Annotated in this window: 14 protein-coding genes; 3 read left to right on the forward strand and 11 right to left on the reverse strand. The window is 65.2% G+C overall.

What is annotated here, in order from left to right; all coding sequences use genetic code 11:
- Positions 1-80 precede the first annotated feature (80 nt).
- Positions 81-1,775 carry an L-lactate permease gene (locus MTX34_RS21265; RefSeq protein WP_243610728.1) on the forward strand — a complete coding sequence of 565 codons (1,695 nt, stop codon included), beginning with the start codon at positions 81-83 and terminating at the stop codon, positions 1,773-1,775.
- A 51-nt stretch (positions 1,776-1,826) separates the two neighbouring features.
- Positions 1,827-3,089, forward strand: coding sequence for an alpha-hydroxy acid oxidase (locus MTX34_RS21270; RefSeq protein ID WP_243610729.1), 1,263 nt, complete (start codon positions 1,827-1,829; stop codon positions 3,087-3,089).
- 209 nt (positions 3,090-3,298) lie between these two features.
- On the opposite strand, the gene MTX34_RS21275 is transcribed toward MTX34_RS21270, so the two are convergent.
- The 7 genes from MTX34_RS21275 to ssd form a co-directional block, all read right to left on the reverse strand.
- On the reverse strand, positions 3,299-3,646 hold the full coding sequence (locus MTX34_RS21275) for an Rv3654c family TadE-like protein (protein ID WP_243610730.1): 348 nt from the start codon (positions 3,644-3,646) through the stop codon (positions 3,299-3,301).
- On the reverse strand, positions 3,643-3,954 hold the full coding sequence (locus MTX34_RS21280) for a TadE family type IV pilus minor pilin (RefSeq protein WP_243610731.1): 312 nt from the start codon (positions 3,952-3,954) through the stop codon (positions 3,643-3,645). The genes MTX34_RS21275 and MTX34_RS21280 overlap by 4 nt, the downstream gene beginning before the upstream one ends.
- A 56-nt stretch (positions 3,955-4,010) precedes the next feature.
- Positions 4,011-4,214, reverse strand: coding sequence for a DUF4244 domain-containing protein (locus MTX34_RS21285; RefSeq protein WP_032395244.1), 204 nt, complete (start codon positions 4,212-4,214; stop codon positions 4,011-4,013).
- A gap of 63 nt (positions 4,215-4,277) precedes the next feature.
- Complete coding sequence (locus tag MTX34_RS21290) at positions 4,278-4,850, reverse strand: type II secretion system F family protein (RefSeq protein ID WP_243610732.1); 573 nt, start codon at positions 4,848-4,850, stop codon at positions 4,278-4,280.
- A complete protein-coding gene (locus MTX34_RS21295) occupies positions 4,847-5,626 on the reverse strand; it encodes a type II secretion system F family protein (RefSeq protein WP_243610733.1) in 780 nt (259 codons plus the stop codon). Before MTX34_RS21295 ends, MTX34_RS21290 begins: the two co-directional genes overlap by 4 nt.
- The gene (locus MTX34_RS21300) at positions 5,623-6,807 is read right to left on the reverse strand and encodes a TadA family conjugal transfer-associated ATPase (RefSeq protein WP_243610734.1); all 1,185 of its coding nucleotides are present in this window, start codon (positions 6,805-6,807) and stop codon (positions 5,623-5,625) included. The genes MTX34_RS21295 and MTX34_RS21300 overlap by 4 nt, the downstream gene beginning before the upstream one ends.
- On the reverse strand, positions 6,804-7,919 hold the full coding sequence (gene ssd / locus MTX34_RS21305) for a septum site-determining protein Ssd (RefSeq protein WP_243610735.1): 1,116 nt from the start codon (positions 7,917-7,919) through the stop codon (positions 6,804-6,806). Before ssd ends, MTX34_RS21300 begins: the two co-directional genes overlap by 4 nt.
- Positions 7,920-8,254: 335 nt before the next feature.
- On the opposite strand from ssd, the gene MTX34_RS21310 reads away from it, so the two are divergent.
- Positions 8,255-9,100: an HAD family phosphatase gene (locus MTX34_RS21310; RefSeq protein ID WP_243610736.1), complete on the forward strand. Its 846-nt coding sequence runs from the start codon at positions 8,255-8,257 to the stop codon at positions 9,098-9,100.
- A gap of 361 nt (positions 9,101-9,461) precedes the next feature.
- On the opposite strand, the gene MTX34_RS21315 is transcribed toward MTX34_RS21310, so the two are convergent.
- From MTX34_RS21315 to MTX34_RS21330, 4 genes are read right to left on the reverse strand one after another with little or no spacing between them, the layout of a single operon-like run.
- Complete coding sequence (locus MTX34_RS21315; RefSeq protein ID WP_243610737.1) at positions 9,462-10,208, reverse strand: oxidoreductase; 747 nt, start codon at positions 10,206-10,208, stop codon at positions 9,462-9,464.
- Positions 10,209-10,239: 31 nt separating this feature from the next.
- Positions 10,240-11,913, reverse strand: coding sequence for an ABC transporter ATP-binding protein (locus MTX34_RS21320; RefSeq protein ID WP_243610738.1), 1,674 nt, complete (start codon positions 11,911-11,913; stop codon positions 10,240-10,242).
- 1 nt (position 11,914) lies between these two features.
- Positions 11,915-12,853 (reverse strand): ABC transporter permease, encoded by a 939-nt coding sequence (locus MTX34_RS21325; RefSeq protein WP_243597009.1) that lies wholly within the window; start codon positions 12,851-12,853, stop codon positions 11,915-11,917.
- The gene (locus MTX34_RS21330; RefSeq protein ID WP_094638620.1) at positions 12,846-13,769 is read right to left on the reverse strand and encodes an ABC transporter permease; all 924 of its coding nucleotides are present in this window, start codon (positions 13,767-13,769) and stop codon (positions 12,846-12,848) included. The genes MTX34_RS21325 and MTX34_RS21330 overlap by 8 nt, the downstream gene beginning before the upstream one ends.
- Positions 13,770-13,914 lie beyond the last annotated feature (145 nt).

A 13,914-nucleotide genomic window follows, 5' to 3' on the forward strand; every position in this document is an offset into this window, starting at 1 on the left:
TGACCCCATCGAGTGTGATCCATAGCATTCGTCATGTGGTCAGACCTCACAAACCTTAAAGGTCTCGGAATGGAGCAGCTGTGTACACACCCGATCTCGAACCGCTCGCGGGCAGCATCGGATTGTCCGCTGCGGTGGCGTGTCTACCGCTGCTGACGGTCTTCGTCGCATTGGGCATTCTTCGATGGAAAGCCCACTTCGCCGGCCTGGCCGGGCTCGCCGTCGCGTTGGCCGTCGCGATCTTCGCCTACGACATGCCGGTGAACCTGGCCGGGCTGTCTGCCACCCAAGGCTTCGTCTTCGGGTTGTTCCCGATCGTGTGGATCGTGATCTGCGCGATCTGGTTGTACGAGTTGACCGTGGCGAGCGGGCGATTCGACGATCTACGCCGCATCATCGACGCCATCTCCGACGATCCGCGCATCCAGGCCATCATCATCGCGTTCGGCTTCGGTGGACTACTCGAAGCGCTCGCCGGATTCGGTGCCCCCGTCGCGATCACGGGCGTCATGCTCCTGGCCATCGGTTTTGCTCCGATGCGCGCAGCCGTCGTCGTACTGCTCGCCAACACAGCTCCGGTTGCGTTCGGAGCCATCGGCATTCCGATCCTCACCGCGGGCAACCTGACGGGCATCGATTACCACGAGATCGGCGCGTACGTGGGCCACCAGACCCCGTTCATCGCCCTGTTCGTACCACTCTTCATCGCGTTCCTCACCGATGGTCGACGCGGTGTCGCACAGACGTGGCCGGTCGCCGTGGCCGTCGGTGTCGTGTTCGCCATTGCCCAGTGGGTCAGTGCAACCTGGATCTCGGTCGAGCTGACCGACATCATCGCCTCGCTGGCAGGCATCGCTGCCGCAGTGGTCGTCCTGCGGTTCTGGAAGCCGGCCGGATCCGACGAAGCCCGTGAACGCATCCTCTTGGACCGAGACGGCAATCTCGATTCGGGCAGCTCGGGCAGCTCGGGCCCCGCTCCGATCACACCTGCACCCGTCGCCACTCGCACCCTCGAGGCCACGCCCCTGACGACGCAGCGCGTGTGGCTTGCACTGTTTCCCTATCTACTGATCATCGCGGTGTTCTGCGTGGCCAAACTCTGGTCGCCGGTCACCAGGTTCCTGGCGTCGACCGACATCGCGGTTCCGTGGCCCGGCCTCGACGGCAACATCCTCACCGCGGCGGGCTCACCTGCCACCACCACCATCTACAAGTTCACATGGCTGTCGACACCGGGAACATTGCTGCTGATCTGTGGCGTCATCGTCGCTGCTGTCTATCGCGTCAGCGCTCCCGACGCCGTCCGCCTGTTCGGAAGCACCCTGATCAAACTTCGATTCTCCGCACTCACGGTCGGCGCGGTCCTTGCACTTGCCTACGTGATGAACCAGTCGGGGCAAACCATCACCATCGGTACCTGGATTGCCGGCACCGGCGCATTCTTCGCCTACCTCTCCCCGATCCTCGGGTGGCTGGGCACTGCAGTCACCGGTTCGGACACCAGCGCGAACGCACTGTTCGCGACGCTGCAGCAGACCGCCGCGATCAACGCCGGCATCGACCCCACCCTGCTGGTCGCCGCCAACACCTCGGGTGGTGTGGTGGGAAAGATGATCAGCCCGCAGAATCTCGCCATCGCCGCGTCCGCGGTGGGTTTGGTCGGGCGAGAGTCCGAGATATTCCGAAAAGTCATCTGGTGGAGCCTCGGCCTGCTGCTTGCCATCTGCCTCTTGGTCGGACTGCAGAGCTCGGTACTGGCCTGGATGCTTCCCTGACCCGTCGTTGTCAACATTGACCGAAACACTGCACAGAATCGAGACCATGACATGCCCATCACCCGGCAGATGCCCAAAACTACCGACCTGCGCGAGGTCCTCTCGTTCAAGAAGCCCGATCTGAATCTGCGTCGGCGACGCCTCAACGCCGCACTCACCATCGACGATCTCCGCACCATCGCCCGTCGACGCACCCCGCGCGCGGCATTCGACTACACCGACGGTGCCGCCGACGCCGAGATCTCGCTGTCGCGGGCTCGACAGGCTTTCCGCGACGTCGAATTCCACCCCTCGATCCTGCGCGACGTCTCCCACGTCGACACCTCGACGACGGCGTTCGGCGGGCCCTCCGCGCTGCCGTTCGGCATCGCACCGACGGGGTTCACCCGCCTGATGCAGACCGAGGGTGAGTACGCCGGGTCTGCCGCAGCCGGAGCGGCCGGCATTCCCTTCTGCCTCTCGACCCTGGGCACCACGTCGATCGAGGACGTCAAGGCCACCAATCCGAACGGTCGCAACTGGTTCCAGCTCTACGTGATGCGCAACCGCGACATCTCGTTCGGGTTGGTCGAGCGTGCCGCCAAGGCAGGCTTCGACACCCTTCTGTTCACGGTCGACACACCGGTAGCCGGGTCACGCCTGCGCGACAAGCGCAACGGATTCTCCATCCCGCCGCAGTTGACCGCGTCGACGATCGCCAACGCCATTCCGCGCCCCTGGTGGTGGTGGGACTTCCTCACCACGGCCAAGCTCGAGTTCGCGTCGCTGTCCTCTACCGGCGGCACGGTCGGAGAACTACTCAACTCGGCGATGGACCCGTCCATCTCGTTCGAGGATCTCGACGTGATCCGGGAGATCTGGCCCGGCAAGCTGGTCGTCAAAGGTGTTCAGTCAGTGGCAGATTCGGCCCGTCTCGCCGAACTCGGAGTCGACGGGATCATTCTGTCCAATCACGGGGGCCGACAACTCGATCGCGCTCCGGTCCCGTTCCATCTGCTGCCTCAGGTGGTGAGCGAAGTCGGCTCCAATTTCGAGGTGGCCGTCGACACCGGCATCATGCACGGTGCCGATATCGTCGCCTCCATCGCGATGGGTGCATCGTTCACGCTCGTCGGCCGGGCGTATCTGTACGGCCTGATGGCCGGAGGGCGCGCCGGCGTCGACCGGATGATCGAGATACTGCGCGAGGAAATAGTGCGCACCATGCAACTGCTGCAGGTCAATTCACTTGCGGAACTGACCCCGGAGCACGTCACTCAACTCACCCGATTCGCTCCCCTGCAGTCCGGGTCCCGCACTTTCACGCCACGCTGACCGCTGCGGACATCCCAGCCCGTGGATTCGCGGCTGGGATTCGAGGCCGGGGTTCGAGGCTGGGGTTCGAGGCTTGGGTTCGAGGCAAACGCGCGCGCATTCGCTGAACGCACGCGAAATCGTCGGCCAGACGGGACGATTCCACGCGCACCTGGCAAACGCGCGCGCGTTTGCGATTCTGGCGGGCGGGCCGGCGGACGGGCTGTCCCTCACCCCGGACCCGCCCGTGCCGAGGCGATCGCGTCGGACATCCCGAAGCGACCCAGGAACACCGGCTGGCCGACCGTCACGATCACATCCCACTCGTCGATCGTGCACTCTCGCAGCTCAGTCGACATCCTGCTCGCCACTGATCGCGCCCGCTCGCACGCATCCGCCATCCCACGATCCAGCGCTCCCGCCCCGGCCAACGACGAAAGATCGGCCGCAGACTGCGCCTGATGACGAGCACCCACCGCCGAGCCGACGTGAATCACCATCACCACCACCGCAATCAACGCCGACATCGCCAGCGCCGCCAACACCGTCGCCCCACCCTCGTCGTCCTGCATTCTCATTCGGGCGCAACCGGTTCCGCAGCAGCAACCGCCTCCGCGGACAACGTCAATCCCGGCAGCGGACTCGCCACCTCCACCCGCGCGACGAAGAACTCCCCATCCTCGGTCACCGTGACCCGAGCACGGTCCGGCGCAACCCTCTCCCCCATCAACACAGCCTGGGCCATATCACCCCTGGCCGCCAATCGCGCTGCCTCCCTGGCCGCATCGACGCAGCCGATGTGCATCGTCACCGACACGATCGCCCCGATGCACACCACGATCACCGCGACGATGGACGCGATCGCGAACGCCGCCTCCACCGTCACGGCACCATCGTCTGATCCTCGTCCGCAAGCGAACGAGAGTCCGTCACCGCCCAAGCTCAGACGGCAGTGTTCAGCGCTCGATCGATGATCCCCGTCAGTGCCGTCACGATGCTGTTGCCGGTCACCACCGTGTACAGCACCGCCCCGAATGCCGCAGCCGCGATGGTGCCGATCGCGTACTCCGCGGTCGACATGCCATCGTCCTCCACGCCGAACAGCATGATCCGAGTCTTCAACTCCTGCAGTGCGTTCTCGATCATCTCGATTCCCCTCCCTGTTCTCCGATGCGGCATCTCCGCACCGGACATGTGTGTGCGCGGCGGTCACAGCAGACCGCCGCCCAATACGTTGCCTGCCAGTCCGACCACCACGGGGATGATGCCGAGGCAGATGAAGGCGGGCAGAAAGCACAGACCCAGTGGCCCACTGATCAGCACACCGGCGCGCTCGGCCGCAGCAGCCGAGGCGTCTTCGGCCCGGGTTCGTTGGGTCGCAGCGAGTTCCGTCATCGCCGACGCCATGGACGACCCCGCTCGGGCAGACCGCCGTGCCATCCTGGCCAGAGCCTCGGTCTCCGGATCCTGCGCGACGCTGTCCCAGGCGGTCTGCGCATCGGCACCGAGTTCGAGCAGATCGGCTGCCTTGCGCAGCGCGACACCGAACGACGCAGGTGCGGACTGCGCCGCTGCCGCAGCGGCGGTCGATATCGGTAAGCCGGACCGCAGACATGCGGCGAGCAGATCGAAGGTCGTGGCCACCGCGAGGGGGTCGGGTATCGGCGCATCGACGGCGTCGGTATCGACGCTGCTCTCGGGTGCCAGCCTGCGCAACCCGCCCGCGACCGAGGGCAGTATGATCAACGCCGTTGCCACACAGAGCATCGTCGCCCACATCACGTCGTCACCTTGCCGGTGATCGCATCCGTCCACAGCAGTCCCGCGCAGCCCAGCGCCGTGCCGATGAGTAACAACATTCCTCCGAGCCCACCGCCGAGCAGAATCTGCAACGGGTTCGCGCCCATCAACTGCCCGAGTGCGACGCCGAGGATCGGAAGACCTGCAAGCACCAGCGCGGTGGCACGGGCACCGGCGAGCGAGGCATCGGTTCGTTCACGGAATCGTCTGCGTCCGAGCATGTCCTCGCGGACCGCATCGAGCAGCTCGGCAAGTGCAAGTCCGTGCTCATCGGCCACCCGCCACGCGGCCGCCAATCGGTTCAGCTCCGGGTCCAGCAGCGGATCGGAGGACGCGATGCCGTCGGCCGGTCGGCCACCGAGCCTCGATCGCGAGGCCGCACCGCGCAGTGCTGCCGACGCGATACCGCCGCATTCGTCCGCAGCAACCGCGCTGGCCGTGGCCGGATGGGACCCGACGCGGAGCTCGCCGATGACCACCTCGACCCCGGTTGCGAGCCAGTTCAATTCGTCGGCGCGCCGGCCGCGTTCGAGTCGCCGACGATAGCGCTGCCAACCGGTACCACCCGCCACCGCTGCCGCGCTCACGGCCCAGATTCCGCCGAACAACCACACCGTCACGGCCGCAACCACAGCGCAGCACACCGGCACAATCCATCGCGGCGCGATGGGCGTCGTTCGTACCGGACGAGGCAACCGACGGAAACCGTTCGGCCACAGGCTCACTGCAGCAGCGAGGACCAGCAGCGCGGCCGTCATCGGGAATCTCCGCATCGACGGTCGAGCAGTTCGAGGAGCCGAGCCTCGCCCGGCGTCGCATCGGCGTCCGCCGACCAGGCCGCCGCGATGTGGACGCGCCCGGTGGGATCGACGTCGACCACTCCGATCTCACGTAGTCGTCGAGTACCGTCGGCGCTGCGGTGGACGTGCAACACCACCTGAACCGCCGCGGCGAGTTGACTGTGCAGCGCATCTCGCCCCATTCCGCCCAGTGCTGCGAGGGCTTCGAGTCGAGCAGGCACTTCGGCCGGGGAGTTCGCGTGGATGGTTCCGGCTCCGCCGTCGTGACCTGTGTTGAGTGCCGTCATCAAGTCGATGACCTCCGCCCCGCGCACCTCACCGACCACGAGTCGATCGGGTCGCATTCGCAACGCCTGACGCACCAGCTGCCGCACCGATACTTCGCCCACACCTTCGACATTGGGCGCTCGCGCAACCAGACGAACCACGTGAGGATGGGCAGGTGCCAACTCTGCCGCGTCCTCGACGCAGACAATTCGCTCGGCTGGATCCACCTCACCCAGAAGTGCGGCCAAGAGGGTAGTTTTTCCCGCGCCGGTGCCTCCGACAACGAGAAATGCCAGGCGGCCCAACATGATTCGACGCAACAGCTCGTACCCGTCTTCTGTGACGGCGCCCGATGCGCGCAGCGCTGCAAGCCCCTGAGTCGCCGGTCTCAGCACCCGAAGAGACACACACGTGCCCCCGCTCGCCACCGGGGCCAGGACAGCGTGCAGGCGAACGCCGAACGCTCCCTGCCCCACTCCCGGCAGTCGACCGTCGACCCAGGGCTGCGCATCGTCCAGTCGACGGCCGGCCGAGAGCGCGAGCCGTTGCGCCAGGCGACGCACTGCCGCCTCGTCGACGAAGCGAACCTCGGTGCGCTCGAGACCGCGGCCACGGTCGATCCACACCTGATCCGGGGCGGTGACCAGTACATCGGTCACTCCCGGCTCGGACAGCAGTGGCTCCAACGGGCCCGCTCCGGTCAGCTCCGTCTGCAGAACACGCAGGGCCGCAAGCATATCGGTGTCTCCGAGCACCCCACCCGCTTCCGCACGAATGGCCGCGGCGACGGTAGCAGGGACCGGGGCAACGGCCGAAGCCGCCAAGCGATCACGGACGCGGTCCAGCAGCTCCGCAGTGACGACGGCACTCATGCTGCCCACCCCTGGCCACCGGGCTTGTGCGCGAACGTATCGAGCACCTCGTTCGCAGCAGCGGCTAATCGCGAACGCCGACCGAGCATCAGGCCCCCTCGTTCCAGACGCTCGGCCAACCCGGGCTCGGCGCGCATCGACGCCAACAACGGCAGTTCGAGGGCCACCGCGATGTCGTCCGCTCGAAGCCCGCCCGGCGCAGGCCCCCGCACGACGAGGCCGACGTTGGCATTTCGATCCGCCACATACGCGGCCACCGCCTCGGCGGAGGTCACAGCACGGAGCTCTGCCGGAAGCATCAGCGCGACGAGGTCCGCCGCGTCGTACACAGCGTCGGAGACGTCGCTGGGATGGCGCGGGGCGTCGCACACCACCAGGTCGCCTGCTGCGCGTCCAGCGTCGAGCACAGCTGTCACAGCGACGGCAGTCAGCCCGACGCTGCGGTTCTCGGATCTGCCCAGCGCCAACACCGACAGCCCGTCCCGCGAGGGCAATGCACCGTGCAAGGCGTCAGCGGATACTCGACCACCTTCGACGACCAACCCGGACCAACGGAGACCGGGCGTGTTCTCCCAGCCGAGCAACAGATCGAGCCCGCTGCCGTACCGGTCGCCCTCGACGAGCAGCACGCGGCGGCTCGCGCGACTACCGCAGAGCCCGAGTGCAGCTGCGAACGTCGATGCACCCGCACCACCTCGCGCGCCGACCACGGCGATGACTCCGCCGTCTCCTGTCGGTGCCGACGCCGGCTCGCCCAGTATGCGTACCAACACATCCTCGTCCGCGGGCAGCGAGATCACATGTTCGGCACCGAGCGCGGTGGCAGTGCGCCAGTCGTCGAGTGACGGCGTCGAAGCAGTCACGAGAACGACGCCCGCGCGTCGCGAATATCCGGCCGACAAAGCGGTCTCGGCGGACGCAAAATCGATCAGAACAGTCCCGGCGCGATCCCAGATCGACCGCGTCGAGCTGATACCGACCAGTAAGTTCTGCTCTTCCACAACACAATCCGCGGCCGCAGCGATTCGATACACGTCCTCGCGGAGGCCGCGAAGTTCGATCGACATCGTCACGGCCGGGTGCACGCTTCGTTGCCGGGAGTCCGTTTCCATGACACCAAGCCTGCGTGAGAATGTGCTCGAGATGCGCGCGACTTGGGAAAATGTGGATAGATTCGGGCCTGTGGATGAATATCGGTACTGCTGTACCAAATTTCGGCCTACCCCGGAAAAGAGGACGACCCTCGCCAGGGGGGGAGGAGGCGAGGGTCGTCTGGTTCAGCCCCGGGGGGTCGGGCTGAACACCGCCCGGAATGAACCGGGCTCGTAGAAAATACTACACCCGTGGACGTCCTTGTTTGCAAGTTCAACCGTCGGTTTTTCTCGTCCGTGTCGAGCCGAGTCCGCCAGTGTCACCGCACGACATCCACCGGTCACCACCGGCCACTATGGTGACAAACGTGACCCAAAGCGCGAGTAACGACGACGCCCCGGCCGGCCGACGCCCAGCGCGCGTCGCGGCTTTCTTCGACCTCGACAAAACGATCATCGCGAAGTCCAGCACGCTTGCATTCAGCAAGCCGTTCTTCGACCAAGGACTCATCAATCGACGCGCGGTCCTCAAGAGCAGCTACGCACAGTTCCTGTTCCTGCTCTCCGGTGCCGATCACGATCAGATGGAACGCATGCGCGCCCACATCGCGAGCATGACCGCCGGGTGGGATGTCGAACAGGTGCGAGCCGTCGTCGCCGAAACGCTGCACAACATCGTCGACCCCCTCGTGTTCGCAGAAGCTGCCGACCTCATCGCCGATCACAAGCTCCGAGGACACGACGTCGTGATCGTCTCGGCGTCCGGCGGCGAGATCGTCCACCCCATTGCCGAAATGCTGGGTGCCGACCACAGTATGGCCACGACGATGGTGACCGTGGACGGCAAGTACATCGGCGAGGTCGACTTCTACTGCTACGGCGCGGGAAAAGTCGACGCCATGAACTCCCTGGCCGCACAACATGATTACGATCTGACGTCGAGCTACGCCTACTCCGATTCGATCACCGACGTTCCGATGCTGCGCGCCGTCGGACACCCGACGGCCGTCAACCCCGATCGTGCACTGCGCAAGGAGGCCGCCTCCAACGGATGGCCGATCCTCACCTTCTCGAACCCGGTCTCGCTGCGATCACGGATTCAGACCCCATCCGGAAAAACCGTAGCGGTCAGTGCCGCAGCAAGTTTCAGCGCACTGGCCGCCGGTCTGGTCACCTACGGACTACTCCGTAGAAAACGATGAGGCTCAACCCCTTGATGTGAGGCGCGTCACGGGGTACAAATGACGTACGGAAGAACGGAAGGCCAAGATCGAATCGGAAGAGAAGATTCGCTCTCCCGACCGCCCTTCCCAGCACGGACACCAGGCACCCACGCGGAGCGGCCACCTAATGGCAGAAGCGCTGTGGGCCTGCGAGATTCGTCGATGATCAGCAAGAACCCTGCACCGGTTGCAGGGATGACCTCATCACCGTCGAACCTTCGCCGAGGCCACGTGGTTTTCCACCACAGCCCACCTGAGCACGCTTGGTAACCAGGCGCTCCGTGCTAACGGGCGGCGACGTCGACGCAAGTCGGCATCGCCGCCCTTTTACGTGCGTGGGCTATACCGCAGCTTCGGCAATCGAAGTCGCTTCTGCTGCACCGGCTTCGAATGCTCCGCAGCACAGGATCACCCAACTCCCGACGCCGGTGGCGGTGCCCTCGGCGAATCCCGTCGCGCCGTCTCGGTAGGCATTTGCCCGACGCATCCAGCTCACTTCCGGCACCCCGAGGTTGTGGGGGTCGAATCCCGACGACGCCGCGACCAGTCTCGATGCAGCGCGCGCAACGATGCCGTCGGCGGATCCGAAAGCTTTGAGCGTCAACAATTCACCGTGCACCACGGCTGCGATCACCGGGGCAGGCGCAGACGTTCCACCGGTCACCAGCTGAGCGAGCAGGTCGAGTCGATCACCGACACCGGCCTCGCTGCGGGGGCGGCCGAGCTCGGAGGCGTCGTCGACGAGGTCGGCTGCGGCCAACAGATGGAGTCGCGCGAGGGTTTGCAGCGGTGCGCGCTTCCACGTCGAGAGCGTGTTCTGCAGCGCATCACCGTCGAGGGCGGCCGCGACCCGCAACGCACCGGCGAGAATGGGGTCACCCTCCTCGCCCTCGCGGGGAAAGTCCATCGAACCGCCCTCGAGCGTCGACGACGAACGAGCTGCCCGAACAGCGGCCTCGGCAGCGGTGGCCGGCCAGCCGCGGCGATTGGCCTTGTGCCGATGCACCGCGCCGAGGGCGTCGCGCGCACGTTCGGCGGAGTCGAGAACTCCGGGCAGTTCCAGCAGCGGGGCGAGGGGGTCCGTCACGACAGACGACGGTACCCCCTCCCCTTACCCCCTACTTCGCCCCTGCCGCCAACAGCTCGGCGCGGGCCTGACGACGCTTGGCCTGTTCGGCCGGGTCGGGCACCGGGACGGCCGCGAGCAACCGCTTGGTGTACTCGTTGGTCGGACGACGCAGAATCTGATCGGTCGTACCGAACTCGGCCAACTTGCCCTTGTTCAACACCGCGATGCGCTTGGCCAGCACCTCCACAACTGCGAGGTCATGGCTGATGAACAGGCATGCGAACCCGTACTCCCGCTGCAGTTCCTTGAACAGCTCGAGTACCTTGGCCTGCACCGACACGTCGAGTGCCGACGTGGGTTCGTCGGCCACCAGCAGCGTCGGCTCCAAAGCCAGCGCCCGGGCGATACCGACGCGCTGACGCTGGCCACCCGACAGCTGGTGGGGGTAGCGGTTGCGCATGGTCCGCGACAGGTGAACCCGGTCGAGCAGTTCCTCGACCTTGCGATTTCGGTCTGCCGCGCTGTGCTCGGTGTGCAACAGCATCGGCTCGGCAATCGACTGCCCGATGGGCCAGCGCGGGTTCAGCGACGAACCCGGATCCTGGAACACGATGCCGACCTTGCTCCGCACCGAACGCAGTTCACGATTCGACAGGTTGGTGATGTCGACCCCCGCGATCGACAACGAGCCGCCGGTGAGCTTGTTCAGTCCCACTACGGCCTTGCCGATCGTGGACTTACCCGAGCCGGATTCACCGACGAGACCGACGACCTCACCCATCTCGATATCGAGGCTGACCCCGTCGACTGCCCGGAACACGGTGCGACCCGGGTACTCGATGACACCGTCCACGATGTTCAGTGCCCGGGTGTCCTCGACGGCACTGGGCTCGGCGATCTTCCCGGCTGCCACGGCCTCGATGCTGCTGCCCAGGTGCGGAACCGAGGCGAGCAACTGCTGCGTGTACGGATGCGACGCATTCTTGAATATGGTTTGCGCAGCGTCCGTTTCGACGATGACGCCGTCCTTCATCACCGCGATGCGGTCGGCCATGTCTGCCACCACACCCATGTCGTGGGTGATCAGCACGATCGACGCGTCGATGCGGTTACGCAGATCGCGCATCAGGTCGAGAATCTCCGCCTGCACCGTCACGTCGAGGGCGGTGGTCGGCTCGTCCGCGATCAGCAACGACGGGTCCGAGGACAGAGCCTGGGCGATCATCGCGCGCTGACGCTGACCACCGGAGAGTTGGTGCGGGTAGAAGTTCACCCGCGTCTCCGGATCCGGCATCTCGACGAGCTTCAGGAGCTCGACGGCCCGCGCCTTCGCTTCCTTCTTCGACAGCGAGGTGTGGGCACGGATGGCTTCGGTGATCTGCCAGCCGATCGAATACACCGGGTTGAGAGCCGTCATCGGCTCCTGGAAGATGACCGCCACATTCTTGCCGCGAATGGGTGCAAGCTGCTTCTCGGGTAGCCCGACCAGCTCTTTCTCGCCGAGCTTGATGCTGCCCGACACCCGCGAATTATCGGCCAGCAGGCCCGGGACGGCCATCGCCGTCGTCGACTTACCGGATCCGGATTCGCCGACGATGGCCAGCACCTCGCCGGAAGCGACCGAGAACGAGACGGTGTCGACGGCCTTGCGCCATACCTTCTCGACCTCGAACTCGACCGTCAGATCGGTGACGGTCAGGACCGTGTCCTTCTGGATGCCCATGTCAGTTCCGTTTCGGATCGAGTGCGTCACGGAGTGCGTCACCGAGCATGATGAACGCGAGCACCGTGACGGAGAGGAACGCGGCCGGGAACAGCACCAGGTGCGGCGCCGTCAGGAACCTGGCCTGGCCGAGGTTGATCTGTAGGCCCCAGGAGATCTCGGGCGCCTGCAATCCGATTCCGAGGAACGTCAATGTCGCCTCGGCCGCGATGAACGTACCCACCGAGATGGTGGCGTAGATGATCACCGGAGCCAGCGCGTTGGGAAGGATGTGTCGCACCAGAATGCGGTAGGTCGACGCTCCCAATGCCTGTGCCGCCTGGACGTATTCACTGTTCTTGATCGAGATCACCGACGATCGCACCAGGCGCATCGCCGTCATCCAACCGAAGGCCACCAGGGCCAACGACACGGTGAAGATGGTGCGCTGGGCGGTGACGGTGAGCAGGATCAGGGCACCGAGCAACAGCGGAATCCCGAAGAACACGTCGGTGAAGCGTGCCAGGATGCTGTCGATCGCACCGCCGAAGTAGCCGGCGAGAGCACCGATCAGAACGCCGATGATCAGCACGCCGATCACCGAGAGCACACCGATGGACAGCGAGATCCGCGCACCGTAGATGACGTTGGCGTAGTAGTCGCAGCCCTGGATGTCGGTGCCGAACCAGTGTGCTGCACTGGGTTTCTGACCGGAATTCGACAGCGAACACACACGCGGGTCGATGCCGCGGGCGAACAGCTGCGGGAACACCGCCATCACCAACAGCACCAGCAGCAGGAACGTGCCGATGATGAAGAACGGGCTCTTACGCAAGAACTTCCACGCGTTGCCCCACAGGCTGGCCTGACCGACCAACTCGACGGCCTCGCCGGTGACGACGTTACCGGGCTGGCCCTCGTCTGCGGCGTGCTGAGCTGCGCTCGAATCTTCTTTATTCATAGCGAATCCTTGGATCGAGTACCGCGTAGAGAACGTCCACCACGAGGTTGAAGAAGATGTAGAAGAACACGAAGAGCGTCACGATGCCGACGACGACGGCACCTTCCTGGCGGGCCAGGCCGTCGTAGATCGCGCGGCCGAGACCGGGCAGGTTGAACACCGTCTCGGTCACGATGGCGCCTCCGAGCAGGCCACCGACATCGGCGCCGATGAAGGTGACAACGGGAATCAGCGAGTTGCGCAACGCATGTCGCACGATGATGCGCCTATTGCTGATTCCCTTCGACTTCGCGGTGCGGATGTAGTCCGCAGCCATCGATTCAGCCACCGAGGTGCGCGTCAGACGAGCCACGTAGGCCATCGACAGCGATGCGAGCACCAATCCGGGAAGCAGGTAACTCGACCAGCCGTCGTTGATGCCGGAGATCGGGAAGAGCCCCAACTTGAGACCGAGGGTGAACTGGGCGATGAAGCCGAGAACGAACACCGGCACCGACACCAGCAGCGTCGTCGAGATGAGCACCAGGTTGTCGAAGAAGGATCCGCGCTTGAGGGCGGCGAGCACGCCTGCGGCGATACCCATGATGGTCTCGATGACGACGGCCACGATGGTCAATCGGACCGTGACCGGAAGTGCCCGCTCGATGGTGTCGAGGACGGGGCGTCCGGAGAAGTCGGTTCCGAAGTCGCCCTGAAAGAAGCCGGCGATGTATTTGAAGTATTGGACGAACAGGTTGTCGTCGAGGTTGAACTCATCTCGCAGCTGGGCGACGACGCCGGGGGCGAGGGGACGATCTCCGGCAAGGGCGCGGATGGGATCACCCGGCAGCGCGTAGACCATCGCGAAGATCAAGAACGAGGAGCCGATCAGGACGGGAATCGTCAGCAGTAATCGGCGAGTGATGTAGCGACCCACTGTGTGTCTTCTCCTTGAACAAGGGACGAACCTGCGCCTCGGGTCTTGCCGGCGCAGGTCGGTGTGGGACGGCTACGCCCCACGGTTGAACGAGACCCGGTGGGTGACAACCGATCACACTCGGCTGCCACCCACCTGGGTGCGT

The sequence above is a fragment of the Rhodococcus sp. ARC_M5 genome (genome assembly GCF_022810405.1).
Taxonomy (GTDB): domain Bacteria; phylum Actinomycetota; class Actinomycetes; order Mycobacteriales; family Mycobacteriaceae; genus Rhodococcoides; species Rhodococcoides navarretei.

What these genes read in the sequence shown, in the direction of transcription:
- MTX34_RS21270 (WP_243610729.1), top strand. Translation starts at nt 1,827, where the DNA reads ATGCCCATCACCCGGCAGATGCCCAAAACTACCGACCTGCGCGAGGTC.
- MTX34_RS21275 (WP_243610730.1), bottom strand. Translation starts at nt 3,646, where the DNA reads ATGAGAATGCAGGACGACGAGGGTGGGGCGACGGTGTTGGCGGCGCTG.
- MTX34_RS21285 (WP_032395244.1), bottom strand. Translation starts at nt 4,214, where the DNA reads ATGATCGAGAACGCACTGCAGGAGTTGAAGACTCGGATCATGCTGTTC.
- MTX34_RS21295 (WP_243610733.1), bottom strand. Translation starts at nt 5,626, where the DNA reads ATGACGGCCGCGCTGCTGGTCCTCGCTGCTGCAGTGAGCCTGTGGCCG.
- MTX34_RS21300 (WP_243610734.1), bottom strand. Translation starts at nt 6,807, where the DNA reads ATGAGTGCCGTCGTCACTGCGGAGCTGCTGGACCGCGTCCGTGATCGC.
- ssd (WP_243610735.1), bottom strand. Translation starts at nt 7,919, where the DNA reads ATGGAAACGGACTCCCGGCAACGAAGCGTGCACCCGGCCGTGACGATG.
- MTX34_RS21310 (WP_243610736.1), top strand. Translation starts at nt 8,255, where the DNA reads ATGGTGACAAACGTGACCCAAAGCGCGAGTAACGACGACGCCCCGGCC.
- MTX34_RS21320 (WP_243610738.1), bottom strand. Translation starts at nt 11,913, where the DNA reads ATGGGCATCCAGAAGGACACGGTCCTGACCGTCACCGATCTGACGGTC.
- MTX34_RS21325 (WP_243597009.1), bottom strand. Translation starts at nt 12,853, where the DNA reads ATGAATAAAGAAGATTCGAGCGCAGCTCAGCACGCCGCAGACGAGGGC.